Source organism: Herbidospora galbida, assembly GCF_005233835.1.
Lineage (GTDB): Bacteria > Actinomycetota > Actinomycetes > Streptosporangiales > Streptosporangiaceae > Herbidospora > Herbidospora galbida.
Genome location: NZ_SZQA01000010.1, coordinates 107,836 through 123,209, shown reverse-complemented (window position 1 = coordinate 123,209; position 15,374 = coordinate 107,836). Strand labels below are relative to the sequence as shown.

Annotated in this window: 9 protein-coding genes; 6 read left to right on the top strand and 3 right to left on the bottom strand. The window is 69.5% G+C overall.

All coding sequences use genetic code 11. From position 1 onward, the window contains the following. Positions 1-136: 136 nt before the first annotated feature. Positions 137-2,734, bottom strand: a complete 2,598-nt coding sequence (glgP, locus tag FDA94_RS13135; RefSeq protein WP_137247345.1) for an alpha-glucan family phosphorylase — start codon at positions 2,732-2,734, stop codon at positions 137-139. 349 nt (positions 2,735-3,083) lie between these two features. Here glgP and FDA94_RS13130 point away from each other — a divergent pair, with 349 nt between their 5' ends. The 6 genes from FDA94_RS13130 to sppA all read left to right on the top strand — a co-directional run bounded on the left by FDA94_RS13130 (position 3,084) and on the right by sppA (position 13,958). Further along, positions 3,084-5,168 carry an alpha-1,4-glucan--maltose-1-phosphate maltosyltransferase gene (locus tag FDA94_RS13130; RefSeq protein WP_137247344.1) on the top strand — a complete coding sequence of 695 codons (2,085 nt, stop codon included), beginning with the start codon at positions 3,084-3,086 and terminating at the stop codon, positions 5,166-5,168. A 33-nt stretch (positions 5,169-5,201) separates the two neighbouring features. After that, on the top strand, positions 5,202-6,935 hold the full coding sequence (treS, locus tag FDA94_RS13125) for a maltose alpha-D-glucosyltransferase (protein ID WP_137247343.1): 1,734 nt from the start codon (positions 5,202-5,204) through the stop codon (positions 6,933-6,935). Positions 6,936-6,938: 3 nt separating this feature from the next. Continuing rightward, on the top strand, positions 6,939-8,288 hold the full coding sequence (locus FDA94_RS13120) for a maltokinase N-terminal cap-like domain-containing protein (RefSeq protein WP_137247342.1): 1,350 nt from the start codon (positions 6,939-6,941) through the stop codon (positions 8,286-8,288). Between the two features lie 12 nt (positions 8,289-8,300). Then, positions 8,301-10,445 carry a 1,4-alpha-glucan branching protein GlgB gene (gene glgB, locus FDA94_RS13115; protein ID WP_137247341.1) on the top strand — a complete coding sequence of 715 codons (2,145 nt, stop codon included), beginning with the start codon at positions 8,301-8,303 and terminating at the stop codon, positions 10,443-10,445. Between the two features lie 148 nt (positions 10,446-10,593). Continuing rightward, positions 10,594-12,204, top strand: coding sequence for a glycosyl hydrolase family 18 protein (locus tag FDA94_RS13110; RefSeq protein ID WP_246059825.1), 1,611 nt, complete (start codon positions 10,594-10,596; stop codon positions 12,202-12,204). A gap of 65 nt (positions 12,205-12,269) precedes the next feature. Next, positions 12,270-13,958: a signal peptide peptidase SppA gene (gene sppA / locus FDA94_RS13105; RefSeq protein WP_137247340.1), complete on the top strand. Its 1,689-nt coding sequence runs from the start codon at positions 12,270-12,272 to the stop codon at positions 13,956-13,958. Here sppA and FDA94_RS13100 read toward each other — a convergent pair. Beyond that, positions 13,955-14,455, bottom strand: coding sequence for a flavin reductase family protein (locus FDA94_RS13100; RefSeq protein ID WP_137247339.1), 501 nt, complete (start codon positions 14,453-14,455; stop codon positions 13,955-13,957). The genes sppA and FDA94_RS13100 overlap by 4 nt on opposite strands. Continuing rightward, entirely contained in the window at positions 14,455-15,369 is a 915-nt protein-coding gene (locus FDA94_RS13095) for an ABC transporter substrate-binding protein (RefSeq protein WP_137247338.1), read from the bottom strand. The genes FDA94_RS13100 and FDA94_RS13095 overlap by 1 nt, the downstream gene beginning before the upstream one ends. Between the last annotated feature and the right edge of the window lie 5 nt (positions 15,370-15,374).

Below are 15,374 nucleotides of genomic sequence, written 5' to 3'. Positions count from 1 at the left end.
AACGTTCCGCACCCAATGGTCACAATAACCGCACGGGACGGGTCCTCCCGCCAGGGAGGACCCGTCCCGTGCGACAACTCTTCAGAGACAGGGACGGGTCCTCCCGCCAGGGAGAACCCGTCCCGTAGGTAGATCGTTAACGGAGGGTGCCGTTGGTCATGCCGGCCGGTTCCTCGGGGACCGCGATCAGGCCGAGTTCGGCGGGCGAGGCCATCAGCGGGTGGAAGGGCACCACCCTGACCGAGTAGCCGAACGCGCCGGTCCGGTCGAGCGGGATCACCCCGGTGAAGATGGCGTGGCCGTCGTCGTCGAGCGAGCCGACGGTCAGCTTCACGTGGTTGGGCTCGATCAGCTCGTCGTGCTGGCCGACCCGGCCGTAGGCGGCCTGCACCTCGACGTCGTCGGGCGACAGTTCGCCCAGCGCGATCGTGGCGTTGACCTCCATGGCGGCCCCCAGTTCCGGGGTGTCGCCGATGCCGGCCGTCTCGACGTGCTCGACCCGGACGGCGGGCCAGGCCTGCGAGACCCGCAGCTTCCAGGCCGCGAACGCCTTGGCCTGGGCGTAGCCGTCGCCCGACAGGGCCTTGGCGGCGCCGGCGGCCGGGCTGTAGAGCTCCACGACGTAGTCGCGCAGCATCCGGCCGGCCAGCACCTTCGGCCCGAGCGAGCTCAGGGTGTGCTTGACCATCTCCAGCCAGCGGCGCGGCAGGCCGTCGGCGGCCCGGTCGTAGAACCGGTCGGCGACCTCGCGCTCGATCAGGTCGTAGAGGGCCGAGGCCTCCAGTTCGTCACGCCGGTCGGGGTCGGAGACGCCGTCGGCGGTCGGGATGGCCCAGCCGTTGTTGCCGTCGAACCACTCGTCCCACCAGCCGTCGCGGATCGACAGGTTCAGGCCGCCGTTGAGCGCGGCCTTCATGCCGGAGGTGCCGCACGCCTCCAGCGGGCGCAGCGGGTTGTTCATCCAGACGTCGCAGCCCTGGACCAGCAGCTGGCCGACGGTCATGTCGTAGTCGGGCAGGAAGACGATGCGGTGGCGCACGTCCTCCATGTCGGCGAACTTGATGATCTGCTGGATGAGCTTCTTGCCGCCCTCGTCGGCCGGGTGGGCCTTGCCGGCGATCACGATCTGGACCGGCTTGACCGGGTCGAGCAGCAGCGCGCGCAGCCGCTCGGGGTCGCGCAGCATCAGCGTGAGCCGCTTGTAGGAGGGCACCCGGCGGGCGAAGCCGATGGTCAGCACGTCGGGCGACAGGGCCTCGTCGGTCCAGGTCAGCTCGGCGTCGGAGGCGCCGCGCTGCCGCCACGACCGGCGCAGCCGCTTGCGGGCGTCGTTGACGAGGTTGGCGCGCAGCTGCCCCCGGATGGTCCAGAGGTCGGCGTCCGACAGCTTCTGGACGCCCTCCCAGCCCTGGGCGCGCTCGACGATCGTCGGCAGCTCCTTGCCGGCCAGCTCCATGACCTCGCGGCCGACCCACGTGGGGGCGTGGACGCCGTTGGTGATCGAGCCGATCGGGATCTCCGACAGGTCGAAGCCCGGCCACAGGCCCTGGAACATGCCGCGGCTGACCTCGCCGTGCAGGACCGACACGCCGTTGACCCGCTGGGCCAGGCGCATGCCCATGACGGCCATGTTGAAGACGGCCTTCTCGCCGTCGCCCGTGTCGGGCTCGGCGCCGAGGGCCAGGACGCGGTCGACCGGCACGGTCGGCCAGGCGTTGTCGCCGCCGAACTGGCGGGCGATCACGTCGGCGGGGAAGCGGTCGATGCCGGCCGGGACGGGGGTGTGGGTGGTGAAGACGGTGCCGGCGCGGACCGCCTCCAGGGCCTCGTCGAACGACAGGCGGGCCTCGGTGAGCTCGCGGATGCGCTCCAGGCCGAGGAATCCGGCGTGGCCCTCGTTGGTGTGGAAGACCTGCGGCTCGGGGTGGCCGGTGACGCGGCAGTAGGCGCGGATGGCGCGCACGCCGCCGATGCCCAGGAGGAGCTCCTGGAGCAGGCGGTGGTCGCCGCCGCCGCCGTAGAGGCGGTCGGTGACGTCGCGGGCGGTGGTGTCGTTGTCGGCCACGTCGGAGTCGAGCAGCAGCAGCGGGATCCGGCCGACCTGGGCGACCCAGATCTGGGCGTGCAGGCCGGTGCCGCCCGGGAGGCTGATGCGGATGCGGGCGGGGCTGCCGTCGTCCTCCTTCAGGAGGGTCAGGGGGAGGCCGCCGGGGTCGAGGGAGGGGTAGTGCTCCTGCTGCCAGCCCTCGGGCGACAGCGACTGGGTGAAGTAGCCGTGCCGGTAGAGCAGGCCGACGCCGAGGATCGGCACGCCGAGGTCGGAGGCCGCCTTCAGGTGGTCGCCGGCCAGGATGCCGAGGCCGCCCGAATACTGGGGAAGGGCGGCGGCGATGCCGTATTCGGGAGAGAAGTAACCGACGGCGGCGGGCGCGTCCTCCAGCGTCTGGTACCAGCGCGGCGCCGTCATGTACTCGCGGAGGTCGTCGGCGGCGTCGGCCAGGCGGCGCAGGAAGCGCCGGTCCTGCGCCAGGGCGCGGAGCCTCTCGGCCGAGACGGCGCCGAGGAGGGCCACGGGGTCGTGCTCGACCCGCTCCCAGACCTCGGGGTCGACCTCGGCGAACAGGTCCATCGTCTCCGGGTGCCATGACCAGCGGAGATTCTGGACCAGCTCGCCAAGCGGCGCGAGCTCGGCCGGAAGGACGGTACGGACGGTGAACCTGCGTATAGCTCTCACGTGGCCAGACCCTAGGCGATCGGAGGGGGTGGATGTGGCCGGAACTTCTCGCCACACAGTGCGAACTCACCATTGGCATACCTGCTCAAACCTCACCGATCGGCCGGGGTGACAGTGAGTACGTGTACGCCGCACGAACCTCCGGAGACCCGTGGATGACACGCGGGTTTGACCCGTCGGACTGACTTTCATTCTGGCGGGTAAAGGGGGAGCATTAGGGCAACTCCAGTACGAGCGAGTGGTCCGGTCAGCGGGCTGTGCTTCGTGCTGCCTCAAGACAGAGCAAAGATCGACAATTGCCCCGTGGACTCCGGCGGTACCGGGCGTGCCGTCGCTACGTTGAGAAACGATGATCGGAAGAATCCCAATCCAGGACATCCATCCCGTCGTCGACTGCGGGAAGCGACCCGCGAAGGCCGCCGCCGGGGAATCCTTCGAGATCACCGCCATCGTGTTCCGCGAGGGACACGACGCGGTGGCCGCCGGGGTCGTGCTCTTCGATCCCGACGGCGTGCCCGGCCGCCTGAGACCCATGCGGGAGCTCGCGCCCGGCACCGACCGGTGGGGCGTCGACGTCACGCTGCCCGCGGAGGGATTGTGGTCCTACCGCGTCGAGGCCTGGAGCGACCCGATCGCGACCTGGCTGCACGACGCCGGGATCAAGATCCCGCGAGGGCTCGACTCCGATCTGATGTGCGAGGAGGGCGCGCGGCTGTTCGACCGCGCCGCCAGGGCGGTCCGCGCCGCCGACTGCCCGGACGTCCCGCTCAGGCCGCGCAAGACCACCACGTCCAAGGCGAAGCCCAAAGACCCCGTCTGCGGCCACCGCGCCGCGCTCCAGGCGATGGCCGCCCGGCTCCGCGACGACGACGTCGACCCGCGGGCCCGCTTCGCCGCCGCGCAGCTGCCCGAGACGCAGGCCCTGATCGCCGCCCATCCGCTGCGCGAGCTGGTCACCCGGACGGTCCGCTACAAGGTCATGGTCGACCGCAGGCGGGCGCTGTTCGGGTCCTGGTACGAGTTCTTCCCGCGCTCCGAGGGCGCGATCGTCGAAGAGGGCGTGGCCCCCAAGTCCGGCACGTTCAAGACGGCCGAGAAGCGTCTCCCGGCGGTCGCCCAGATGGGCTTCGACGTGGTCTACCTGCCGCCGATCCACCCGATCGGGACGGCGTACCGGAAGGGCCCGAACAACACCCTCACGCCCGAGCCCTACGACCCCGGCAGCCCGTGGGCGATCGGCGCGGAAGAGGGCGGGCACGACGCGGTCCACCCCGATCTGGGCACGATCGACGACTTCGACTCCTTCGTGGCGCGCACGCGCGAGCTCGGCATGGAGATCGCGCTCGACCTGGCGCTGCAGTGCTCGCCCGACCACCCGTGGGTCAAGGAGCACCCCGAGTGGTTCAACATCCGGGCCGACGGGAGCATCGCGTACGCGGAGAACCCGCCGAAGAAGTACCAGGACATCTATCCCCTGAACTTCGACAAGGACCCCGAGGGCATCTACCGCGAGGTCCTGCGGGTGGTCCGCCACTGGATGGACCACGGGGTGCGGATCTTCCGGGTCGACAACCCCCACACCAAGCCGGTGGCGTTCTGGGAGCGACTGCTGCGCGACGTCCGCAACACCGACCCCGACGTGCTGTTCCTGGCCGAGGCCTTCACCCGGCCGGCCATGATGCGGACGCTGGGCCGGGTGGGCTTCCACCAGTCGTACACCTACTACACGTGGCGCAACAGCAAGCCGGAGCTCGAGGAGTACCTGACCGAGCTCTCGCACGAGACGGCCCACTTCATGCGGCCGAACCTGTTCGTCAACACGCCCGACATCCTCCACGAGTACCTGCAGCAGGGCGGGCTGCCCGCGTTCAAGATCCGGGCGGTGCTGGCGGCCATGATGTCGCCGACGTGGGGTGTCTACGCCGGCTACGAACTGGGCGAGAACGTCCCGGTACGCCCTGGCAGCGAGGAATACCTCGACAGCGAGAAGTACCAATACCGGCCCCGTGACTGGCAGGCGGCCGAACGTGAGGGCCGCAGCCTGGCGCCGTTCATCACGCAGCTGAATTTGTTCAGAAGAGCACACCCGGCCCTGCAGGAATTGCGTAATCTACGGTTTCACAGCGTCGACCAGCCGGCCGTGATCTGCTTCTCCAAGCGGCTGCCGGGCGCCTACGACACGGCCACACGAAGGCACGCCATAGGCGACGTCGTGCTGACGGTCGTCAATCTTGATCCACACAACACCCACGAGGGCACCGTCTTCTTGGACATGCCGGCCCTGGGTCTCGACTGGCATGCCGAGTTCGTCGTCGACGACGAGCTGTCTGGCGAGTCGTACCGCTGGCGGCAGGCCAACTACGTGCGCCTCGACCCGCATGTCAATCCTGCACACATCTTCACGCTGCGTCACGGGTCAGCGCACCGCCCATAGAAACCGCAGCCTGCACAACCGGGGAGTCCACAGGTGAGCGTTACGACACCTCAGCCGAATCCGCAGAATCAGCCGAATCAGCCGATTCCGAACACCTTCACGCACGAGAAGCCGCGCGACGCGTTCTGGTACAAGCGCGCCGTCTTCTACGAGGTGCTCATCCGCGGGTTCGCCGACTCCAACGGCGACGGCACGGGCGACATCCGGGGGCTCATCGACAAGCTCGACTACCTCGAGTGGCTCGGGGTCGACTGCCTCTGGCTGCTGCCGCTCTACGAGTCGCCGCTGCGTGACGGCGGCTACGACATCGCCGACTTCATGAAGATCCTTCCCGACTTCGGCGACCTGGGCGACTTCATCAAGCTGGTCGACGAGGCGCACAAGCGCGGCATCCGGGTCATCGCCGACCTGGTCATGAACCACACGAGCGACCAGCACCCGTGGTTCCAGGCCAGCCGGCACGACCCGACGGGCCCGTTCGGCGACTTCTACGTCTGGAACGACGACGACGAGCTCTACAAGGACGCCCGGATCATCTTCATCGACACCGAGACGTCCAACTGGACCTACGACCCGGTCCGCCAGCAGTACTACTGGCACCGGTTCTTCCACCACCAGCCCGACCTCAACTACGAGAACCCGGCCGTGCAGGAGGCGATGCTGGAGGTCCTGCGCTTCTGGCTCGACCTGGGCATCGACGGCTTCCGCATGGACGCCATCCCCTACCTGTTCGAGGTCGACGGCACCAACTGCGAGAACCTGCCGGCCACCCACGCCTACCTGAAGCGGGTCCGGGCCGAGATCGACCGGCTCTACCCCGACCGGGTGCTGCTCGCCGAGGCCAACCAGTGGCCGAGCGACGTGGTCGAGTACTTCGGCGACCCCGTCACCGGCGGCGACGAGTGCCACATGGCGTTCCACTTCCCGCTGATGCCGCGCATCTTCATGGCGGTCCGGCGCGAGTCGCGCTACCCGATCTCCGAGATCCTGGCCCAGACGCCGAAGATCCCGGAGAACTGCCAGTGGGGCATCTTCCTGCGCAACCACGACGAGCTCACGCTCGAGATGGTCACCGACGAAGAGCGCGACTACATGTACTCCGAGTACGCCAAAGACCCGCGCATGCGGGCCAACGTCGGCATCCGGAGGCGGCTCGCGCCGCTGCTCGACAACGACCGCAACCAGATCGAGCTGTTCACCGCGCTGCTCATGTCGCTCCCGGGTTCCCCGGTGCTCTACTACGGCGACGAGATCGGCATGGGCGACAACATCTGGCTGGGCGACCGCGACGGCGTGCGCACCCCGATGCAGTGGACGCCCGACCGGAACGCCGGGTTCTCCGACTGCGACCCGGGCCGCCTCTACCTGCCGGTGATCATGGACCCGATCTACGGCTACCAGGCGATCAACGTCGAGGCGCAGCAGAAGCACTCCGGTTCGCTGCTCCACTTCACCAAGCGGATGATCGAGATCCGCAAGCGCCACCCCGTCTTCGGGCTGGGCGACTTCACCGAGCTCAACTCCTCCAACCCGAGCGTGCTGGCGTTCGTCCGGGAGCTGGGCGACGACCGGGTGCTCTGCGTCAACAACCTGTCGCGGTTCCCCCAGCCGGTGGAGCTGGATTTGCGCCGGTTCGAGGGGGTTTCACCCATCGAGGCGACGGGTAACGTCCCGTTCCCCCCGATTGGCGAACTTCCGTATCTTTTGACGCTCCCGGGGCATGGGTTCTATTGGTTCACCATCCCGCCGTCGTCCCGGGAGGAATAGAAAGTGCTTGCCGAGCTCCTTACCGGATGGATCGCCGATCAACGATGGTTCGCCGGTAAGGGGCGGCCGATCGACGATCTGTCGATCGAGTCCAACGTCCCGCTCGTGGACGGCGACCCCGCCCTGGCCCACCTGATCGTCAAGGTGGTCCAGGGTGAGCGCACGACCCGATACCAGCTCCTGCTGGGGCTGCGCGACGCGCTGAGCAGCAGGCTGCGGCACGTCTACATCGGCCGCTGCGAGTGGGGCGGCCGCGAGCGCGACGTGTACGACGCCGCCCACGACGCCGAACTCATGGGCCGGCTGCTCCACGGCGTCGCGGGCGACGCGACCGTCGGCCCGCTGAGCTTCCACCGGGTGCCCGGGGTGGAGATCGACACCTCCCAGCGCAGCCTGGTGATGACCGCCGAACAGTCGAACACCTCGATCGTCTTCGGCGACCAGTACATTCTCAAGATGTTCCGCGTGGTCATCCCGGGGATGAACCCCGAGCTGGAGATCGTCCGCGCGCTGGCCGACGAGGGCTCCCACCACGTGGCCCGGCCCTTCGGCTGGGTCGAGGGGACGATCGACGGCGAGGCGACCACCCTGGCGATCATGCAGGCGTTCCTCGGGGGCGCCAGCGAGGGCTGGGCGATGGCGCTGACCAGCGTCCGCGATCTCTATGCCACCTCCCGCGAGGTGTCCGCCGGCGACGCCGGGGGCGACTTCGCCGCCGAGGCCGAACGGCTCGGCGTCGCCACCGCCGAGGTCCACCGCGAGCTGCGGGAGGCCTTCGGGTACGACGCCCTCGACCCCGACGAGATCCACGCGATGGCCGAGCTCTACCTGGCCCAGCTGGAGCGGGCGGTCGAGGAGGTCCCGGCGCTGTCCGACCACGCCGACGTGGCCCGGGAGGCCTACGACCTGCTGGCCTCGATCGACGAGCCGGTCCTGGTGCAGCGGGTGCACGGCGACTATCACCTCGGCCAGGTCATGCGGACCTACGACGACTGGATCGTGCTCGACTTCGAGGGTGAGCCGGGGCAGCCGCTGGCCGAGCGCCGCGCGCTCCACTCGCCGCTGCGCGACGTCGCGGGCATGCTGCGCTCCTTCGAGTACGCCGCCCGCCACCTGCTGGCCGACCACCCCGACGCGGAGACGCTGGAAGACCGGGCCGAGGAGTGGGCGGTGCGTAACCGGGCCGCCTTCCTGTCCGGATACACGAGGTCGGGCGGCGACCTGCGCCCCGCCGACGTCGTGATGATGCGCGCGCTGGAACTCTCCAAGGCCGTCTACGAGGTGGTCTACGAGGCGCGCAACCGGCCGTCCTGGCTGCCGATCCCCTTGGCGGCGTTCACCACGAAACACTGAGAGTTGGCATTGATGAGGAACGACTTGGACCGCCTCGCCGGCGGCGCCCACCACGACCCCCATGCGATCCTGGGCGCCCATATGACGGGCGAGGGCGTGGTCATCCGGGTGCTGCGGCCGTTCGCCGAGACGGTCGAGGCGCTGGTCGACGGGGAGGCCCACGCCCTGTCGCACGTCGAGTTCGGCGTGTTCGAGGTCCTCCTGCCGGGTCTGGACAAGATCCCCGCCTACCGGCTGCGGGTGAAGTACGAGGGCGGCGAGGCGATCGAGGCCGGCGACCCCTACCGCCACTGGCCGACGCTCGGCGAGGTCGACCTGCACCTGATCGGCGAGGGCCGCCACGAGCGCCTGTGGGAGGTGCTCGGCGCGCGGGTGCTGACCCACGAGGACGAACCGGGCACCGCGTTCGCGGTGTGGGCGCCCAACGCGCTGGGCGTACGGGTGATCGGCGACTTCAACCACTGGAACGGCGGCGGCCACCCGATGCGGTCGCTGGGGTCGGCCGGGGTGTGGGAGCTGTTCATCCCGGGCGTGGGGGCCGGGACCCGCTACAAGTTCGAGATCCTCGGCGTCGACGGGGTGTGGCGGGGCAAGGCCGACCCGATGGCGCGGCGCACCGAGGTGCCGCCGCTGACCGCCTCGGTGGTCGACGAGTCGTCCTACACCTGGAACGACGAGGAGTGGATGGCCGCCCGCGCCACCCGCGACGCGCTCAAGGAGCCGATGTCGACCTATGAGGTGCACCTGGGCTCCTGGCGCCCGGGGCTGTCCTACCTCGAACTGGCCGAGCAGCTGACCGCGTACGTGACGGAGATGGGGTTCACCCACGTCGAGTTCATGCCGGTCGCCGAGCACCCGTTCGGCGGGTCGTGGGGTTACCAGGTCACCTCCTACTACGCGCCGACCTCCCGGTTCGGCTCGCCCGACGAGTTCCGCGCCCTGGTCGACGCGCTCCACCGGGCCGGGATCGGGGTCATCGTCGACTGGGTGCCCGCCCACTTCCCGATGGACGAGTGGGCCCTGGCGCGCTTCGACGGCACCCCCCTGTACGAGCACGCCGACCCCCACCGGGGCGAGCACCCAGACTGGGGCACCTACGTGTTCGACTTCGGCCGCCGCGAGGTGAGGAACTTCCTGGTGGCCAACGCGGTCTACTGGCTGCGCGAGTTCCACATCGACGGCCTGCGCGTCGACGCCGTGGCCTCGATGCTCTACCTCGACTACTCCCGCCGCGACGGCGAGTGGACCCCCAACCAGTTCGGCGGGCGCGAGAACCTCGACGCGATCGAGTTCCTCAAGGAGATGAACGCCGTCGCCTACCGCGAGGCCCCCGGCATCGTCACGATCGCCGAGGAGTCGACGGCCTGGCCCGGGGTCTCACGGCCGGTCCACCTGGGCGGCCTGGGCTTCGGCTTCAAGTGGAACATGGGCTGGATGCACGACACCCTGGCCTACCTGGCCCACGAGCCGGTCTTCCGCCAGTACCACCACCACCAGCTCACGTTCTCGCTCATGTACGCCTACTCCGAGAACTTCGTGCTGCCGCTGTCGCACGACGAGGTCGTCCACCTGAAGGGCTCGCTGCTGGGCAAGATGCCCGGCGACGAGTGGCAGCGCTTCGCCAACCTGCGCGCCCTCTACGCCTTCATGTGGGCCCACCCGGGCAAGCAGCTGCTGTTCATGGGCGGGGAGTTCGGCCAGGGCGGCGAGTGGTCGGAGTCCAAGGGGCTCGACTGGTGGGTGCTCGACTTCGACTTCCATCAGGGCGTGCGGAAGCTCGTACGCGACCTGAACGGCGTCTACAAGGAGACCCCGGCGCTCTACACCCAGGACGACACCCCCGACGGGTTCCGCTGGATCGACGCCGACGACTTCTCGGGGAACGTGTTCTCGTTCGTCCGCTACGGCTCCGACGGCTCGGCGCTGGCCTGCGTGACCAACTTCTCCGGCGGCCCCCACGAGGACTACCGGCTGGGCCTGCCCGAGGGCGGCACCTGGACCGAGGTCCTCAACACCGACGCCTACGACTACGCGGGCAGCGGCGTCGGCAACCTGGGCGGCGTGGTGGCGACCGAGGCCGAGCACCACGGGCTGCCCTACTCGGTCAGGCTGCGGGTGCCCCCGCTCGGGACCATCTGGCTCCGTAAGGAAGCTTGACAGGGGCCCCTTCGGGGGCCCTTTCTTATGGGAACCTTAAGCGCAGATTAACCCCCTTACCGATGAGTTGACCGGGGTCAGATCATGGTCCTAATCTCGGGCCATTAATAGGAAACTTTCCTAAGAGTTACCCCCCCGGGAGCGTTCCTTGCGACGTATCACCATCGGCTCGCTGATCGCCGCGGCGGCGCTGCTCGTGCCGTTCGGCTTCAGCCAGGCCTCCGCCGCCACTCCGGCCACCGCCACGTACGCCGTCGACCAGGACTGGGGCACCGGCTTCCAGGGCAAGGTCACCGTGAAGGCGGGCGACACGGCCCTGTCCACGTGGACGGTCGAGTTCGACGTGCCGGGCACCACCACCATCAGCTCGGCCTGGGACGCCGACATGGTGAAGTCGGGCAACCACTACACCTTCACCAAGAAGAGCTGGGCCGGCCCGCTCGCCGCCGGGACCTCCTTCAGCTTCGGCTTCATCGGCGCCCCGGGCGGCCTGTCGGCGGTCCAGAACTGCAAGCTCAACGGCGCCCCCTGCACGGGCGGCCCGGTGAACCCCTCGCCGTCGCCCACCCCCACGGTCACCCCGACCGTCACGCCCACGCCGACCCCCACCCCGACGGTGACGCCCACGGTCACTCCCCCGCCGGGCGGTAAGAAGGTCATCGGCTACTTCACCAACTGGGGCGTCTACGGCCGCCAGTTCTACGTGAAGAACCTGCACACCAGCGGCTCGGCCGCCAAGCTGACCCACATCCTGTACGCCTTCGGCAACGTCCAGAACGGCCAGTGCACGATCTCCGACAGCTACGCCGACTACGAGATGGCCTACACCACGGCCAACTCCGTCGACGGCGTCGCCGACACGTGGGACCAGCCGCTGCGCGGCAACTTCAACCAGCTGCGCAAGCTCAAGGCGATGTACCCGGGCCTGAAGGTGATCTTCAGCATCGGCGGCTGGACCTACTCCGGCGGCTTCACCCAGGCCGCCGCGAACCCGACCGCGTTCGCCAACTCCTGCTACAACATGGTCGAGGACCCGCGCTGGGCCGACGTCTTCGACGGCATCGACATCGACTGGGAGTACCCGAACGCCTGCGGTCTCACCTGTGACGCCACCGGCTTCTCCTCCTTCAAGAACGTGATGCAGGCCCTCCGCGCCAAGTTCGGCCCCAACGCCCTGGTCACTGCCGCGATCACCGCCGACGGCACCAACGGCGGCAAGATCGACGCCGCCGACTACGGAGGCGCGGCCCAGTACGTCGACTTCTACATGCCGATGACCTACGACTACTTCGGCGCGTTCGCCGCGCAGGGCCCGACCGCCCCGCACTCGCCGCTGACCAGCTACACCGGCATCCCGACCGCCGGCTTCTACAGCGACCTGGCGATCCAGAAGCTCAAATCGAAGGGCATCCCGGCCTCCAAGCTGCTGCTCGGCATCGGCTTCTACGGCCGTGGCTGGACCGGCGTCAGCCAGTCGGCCCCCGGCGGCTCGGCCACCGGCGCGGCCCCGGGCACCTACGAGGCCGGCATCGAGGACTACAAGGTCCTCAAGACCCGCTGCCCGGCCACCGGCACGGTCGGCGGCACCGCCTACGCCCACTGCGGCAACCAGTGGTGGAGCTACGACACCCCCGCCACCATCGCCGGGAAGATGACCTACGCCAAGAACCATGGCCTGGCCGGCGCCTTCTTCTGGGAGACCAGTGGAGACACCGCCAACGGCGAGCTGATCACCGCGATGAGCAACGGTCTCAAGTAGGCGTCCTCTGACGGCAGAACGGCTCCGCGCCCTGCGCGCGGGGCCGTTTCGCTTAGTGTGGCTGCATGGACGCGACCAAGACGATCATCGAGGCCGTCGGCAAGATGCGGCAGCGCCGGACCTCTCCGCTGATGCTGGAGCTCGACCTGACCGAAGGTCTGACCGACGCTCCGCCCGCCGACCCCGTGTCGGCCTTGCTGTCGATGCGCCGGGCCCGGCTGAGCGACGTCATCGGCGGCCTGCGGCGGGCCCGCCGCGACCCCCGGGTGAAGGGCCTGATCGTCAAGATCGGCGGCCACCCGCTCGGGCTGGCCATGGTCCAGGAGATCCGCAACGCGGTCGTCCACTTCCGGGCCGCCGGCAAGCTCACCGTCGCCTGGGCCGACAGCTACGGCGAGGTGGCCAACGGCACCGTCCCCTACTACCTGGCCAGCGCCTTCGAGAAGGTCTACCTCCAGCCGTCGGGCGACGTCGGGCTGACCGGCGTGGCGATCGAGCAGCGGTTCCTCAAGGGCGCGCTCGGCAAGCTCGACATCGACTACCAGGTCGGCCAGCGGCACCAGTACAAGACCGCCGCGAACATGTTCACCCAAGACCACATGACCGAGGCCCACAAGGAGATGACCGGCCGGCTGGCCGAGTCGCTGACCGAGCAGCTCGTGGCCGGCATCGCCGAGGGCCGCGGCCTCGAACCCAAGCGGGTGCGCGAACTCATCGACCAGGGCCCCTTCTACGGCCAGGAGGCCGTCGCGGCCGGTCTGGTCGACGGGCTGAAATACCGCGACGAGGTCTACGCCGACCACGTACCGGAAGAGGCCCTTCTCCTGTACGTCGCCCGCTACGCGAAGACCGCCCTGCCCAAGATGCCCCACCCGGGCGAGCAGGTCGTCGCGCTGGTCCACGGCCACGGCGCGATCAGGCTGGGCCGCAGCGGCCGCTCCCCCCTGGGCGGCGGCAGCGCAATGGGCTCCGACACCATCAGCGCGGCGATCCGCGCGGCCCGCCGCGACGACAAGGTGCGGGCGATCGTGTTCCGGGTCGACAGCCCCGGCGGCTCCTACACCGCCTCCGACTCGATCTGGCGCGAGGTGATCCTGGCCAAGCGGGCGGGCAAGCCGGTCATCGTGTCGATGGGCGACGTCGCCGCCTCGGGCGGCTACTTCGTCTCGATGGCCGCCGACGTCATCTACGCCCAGCCCGGCACCCTCACCGGCTCGATCGGCGTGTTCGGCGGCAAGGCGGTGCTCGGCGGGCTGCTCGACCGGCTCGGCATCGCCACCGAGATCGTCGCCGAGGGCGCCAACGCGGGCATGTTCTCCTCCACCCGCCCGTTCTCCGACTCGCAGTGGGCGCGCATCAACACCTGGCTCGACCGGGTCTACGACGACTTCGTCGGCAAGGTCGCCGAGGGCCGGGGCATGGATCGCGAGAAGGCCGAGTCGCTGGCCAGGGGCCGGGTCTGGACCGGCGCCGACGCGCGTGACAACGGGCTGGTCGACGAGCTCGGCGGGGTCGAAGACGCCCTGGCCGAGGCGCGCAAGCGGGCCGGGCTGGCGGCCGACGCGCCGGTGCGCTCCTACCCGAAGATCAACCCGCTGGAGCGGCTGATCCCGGCGGAGTCGTCCGAAGACAAGACGGCCGCGATGGCGCGGGTCCGCCTGGAGGCGTGGGGGCCGCTGGCGGCGTTCGCCGCCGAGCTGGGCCTGCCGGCCGCCGGGCCGCTGGTGCTGCCCGGCCAGTGGGTGATCCGCTAGCTCCCGACCGGCCGATAACGGCCGCGGAGCCGGGTGAGCGGCGGCTTGGCCGCGTCGACGTAGTCGACCGCCGTCACCTGGGCGATGAACAGCATGTGGTCGCCGGCCGGGACCACCGTCGTGGTCTCGGCCTCGATGGCGGCCACCCCGCCCTCGACGATCAGCGCCTCCGAGTGGGCGCCGCGGTGGTGGGCCACCGAGGCGAGCAGCAGCCGGGCGCCGGGCCGGCCCGGGGTGGCGAAGCGCGAGGCGATGGCCTGCTGGCCGTCGGCGAGCAGCGTCGCCCCCCACCGGTCGCGCCGCAGCAGCAGTTCGGTCAGGTAGGCGCCGTTGGCGAGGCTGATCAGCACGGTCGGCGGCGCGGCCGAGACCGACAGCAGGCTGGTGACGGTGTTGCCGACGTCGTCACGGTCGTCTTTCACCGTGACGACGGCGACCCCGGCGGCGAGCTGGGCCATCGCCTCGACGAACAGCGCGCCCGCCGCCGGGGTCGTCATCAGAGCAGGCCGTTCTTGGTCAGCCAGTCTTTGGCGACCACCGGCGGGTCGGCCTTGTCGACCGCGACCTGCTTCATCAGTTCGAGCAGGCCCTCGGTGGTGAGCTTGGCCGAGACGGCGTCGAGCGTGGTCTTGACCGTGTCGTCCACCCCGGACTTGAACACCAGCGGCGCGATGTTGTCGGCGGCGAAGGCGTTCTTGTTGTCCTGGAGCGAGACCAGGTCGTTGAGCAGGATCTTCGGGTCGGTGGTGAACACGTTGCCGACCTGGATGGTGCCGCTCTTGATGGCGTCGGCCGTGGTCTCGGCCGTGGGCTCCCACGACTTGAACTCCAGGCCGTAGGTGTTCTTGAAGTTCTCCTCCTGGCGCTCCTTGAACTCCGGCGGGCCGCCGACCACGAGGTCTTTGGAGATCTTCGCCAGGTCTTCGATCGTCGTCAGGCTCTTCTCGGCCGCGAACGCCTTGGTGACCGTGAGGGAGTTGCCGTCCTGCGCGGCGGCCGGGGTGAGGACCTCGACCTCCGGCGGCAGCTTGGTCTTCAGCGCGGCGACCACGTCGTCGGTCGACTTGGCCGTGGCGGCCGGGTCGACGAAGGCCAGCAGGGAGCCGACGTATTCGGGGAGGACCGTCAGGCCGCCGCTCTTGACCTGGTCGAAGACGACCTCACGGGAGCCGATGTTGGGCTTCTCCTCGACGGTGACGCCCTTGGCCTGCAGGGCCTGCGCGTAGATCGAGCCGAGCAGCACGCTCTCGGGGAAGTTGAAGGAACCGACGACGACGGTCGAGGCCGCGGCGGAGCCCCCCGAGGTGGCGGGAGCGGACGGGGTGGCCTGCGCCAACGGGTCGCTGCCACCTCCTCCGCAGGCGGATAGGGCGAACACCGCGGCGAGCGCGGTGACGAGTGCTCGTTTCAACGTAC